Consider the following 1887-nt stretch of genomic DNA (forward strand, 5'->3'; position numbering starts at 1 on the left):
CGCTAGTGCTCTGACCGAGAAGGTTCGCCGGGGTGAGTGCGATCAGTCGGATCGGGCTGCTTGCCACGTCCACGAGGTTCGGCGGGAAAGACCCTCCAGTTCCCCACGGCCGGTGCACCAGAGAAGCACCTGGACGGGGTCTCCAGGTGGAGCATCGGGGAACAACCGATCGAGCACGGCCGCGCAGAGCGGTGCAGGTGGCAGCCAGTCCACGGCCAGTCCCCGCGTGATGTCGTGGGTGTGCAGCAAGATTTCGGCGACCCCCATCGCTGCGAAACCCTCGGGATCACAGGGTCCCCAGTGCCAAGCCCGCAAGGTCGGGCTGGCTGTGGCCAACGCGGCGCTCAGGAGCCGGCCGCATGCGGTGACCGTCTGGAGGACCTCAGTTGGCGAGGCTGTCAGGTGGACGTCCAGGTCGAACGGGAGGTAGGAGTCGGTGGGACGTGCTGCCAGCTGCCCCGCGTAGGCCAGCAGGTCGTGCGCGATGTGCGCCGCTGTCTCCCGGCAGCTCCACTCCAGCGAACCTGCCAGGACCGTCCAGTCCTCAGCGGTATGAGGGCTGAGTACCGTCAGTAGCTCTGCCACGGCCGTGTCGATGTCCCGATGGTCCATGCGGAGTTCCTCGCGAGATTCGTGTTGTGCAGCTGGGTGTGCTGGTGCTGTCTGCTCATGCCGCGTGTGTTACGGCTCGTCCTCCCCAGCGGATGCCCTTCTCGCTGCGGATGCGGGCGCGTTCCTTGCGCTGGCCGGCGAGGACGTCGGGGTGGCGGGCGTTGGCGTTGCGCCAGCGAAGGTAGGCGTGCAGGGCGCGGGTCTGGACCGGGTGGTTCGGATGGTTGGAGTTCGCCAGGGTGAACTGCCGCAGTGGCCCGAAGTGCGCCTCGATCGGGTTGGCCCAGGACGCGTTCGTCGGGGTGAAGCACAGGTGAACGTTGTTGTTCCTCGCCCAGCGCAGGATCTTCTTGCCGTTGTGGGCGGAGAGGTTGTCCAGGACCACGTAGACCGGGGCGCCGTCCGGGCGGGCGGCCCGGATCGACCTGAGCGCGGCCAGGGTGTTCGCGGTGCCCTTGCGTCGGCGGTTCACGCCCCACAGGGTGTCGTCGCCGACCGAGTAGCAGCCGTGGAAGTACGTCACGCCGTGGGTGCGGTGGTAGGTAGCCGGCAGCCGGTCGGGGCGACCCTGCTCGGCCCAGCAGCCGCCGGCGGTGGGGCGGATGCCGAGCGGCCCGAACTCGTCGAACGCGAAGGTGCGGTCCGGGAAGCGGTCCAGGACGTGCTCGATGCGGTCGAGTTTGGCGTCGTACTCGGGGTCTGTGGACTCCTTCCAGGTCTTGGTGCGCTGGAAGGTGACGCCGCGTCGGACGAGCAGACAGCGCAGGGCCTCCCGGCCGATGCGAATCACACGGCCGTGAACACGGCGGAGGTAGGCGAGCAGTTTGCGGATGGACCACCGGGTGAAGGGCTGGCCGAGCTTGGCGGGTCGGGTGGTGGCCGTCTGGACGACGAAGTCCTCGTCGTCAGGACTGAGAAGGCGGGGACGGCCTCCCGCCCACTGAGGGTCCAGGCAGGCCATGCCGATCTCGTTGAACCGGTGGATCACGCCCCGCACCGTGTCCTCGTCGGCCTGGACCAGCTGGGCGATCACCGGGACCCGGTTGCCGCCGGCCGAGGCCAGCACCATCATCGCCCGCCTGTAGCGCACCGTGCTCGTGCTACCCCGACGCACGATCCGCTGTAACTGCTGGCCCTCCTGATCGGTCAGCCTCCGGACCCTGACCGGCTCCGCCACCACGCCTCCCCACACCGGATCGGATGTCCACCGACATCCAACCGGTTCCGGCGGCACCACCGCCAACCCGGTGAACCTTCTCGGTCAGAGCACTAGAG

Annotated in this window: 2 protein-coding genes; both read right to left on the minus strand. The window is 68.5% G+C overall.

Annotated elements, in window-relative coordinates; genetic code table 11:
* Positions 1-42 precede the first annotated feature (42 nt).
* Positions 43-612, minus strand: coding sequence for a maleylpyruvate isomerase N-terminal domain-containing protein (locus tag ACWEO5_RS38420; RefSeq protein WP_452166698.1), 570 nt, complete (start codon positions 610-612; stop codon positions 43-45).
* A 55-nt stretch (positions 613-667) separates the two neighbouring features.
* Positions 668-1789 carry an IS630 family transposase gene (locus tag ACWEO5_RS38425; protein WP_452166699.1) on the minus strand — a complete coding sequence of 374 codons (1122 nt, stop codon included), beginning with the start codon at positions 1787-1789 and terminating at the stop codon, positions 668-670.
* Positions 1790-1887 lie beyond the last annotated feature (98 nt).

It is taken from the genome of Kitasatospora sp. NPDC004272, from assembly GCF_053603035.1.

What these genes read in the sequence shown, in the direction of transcription:
- ACWEO5_RS38420 (WP_452166698.1), bottom strand. Translation starts at nt 612, where the DNA reads ATGGACCATCGGGACATCGACACGGCCGTGGCAGAGCTACTGACGGTA.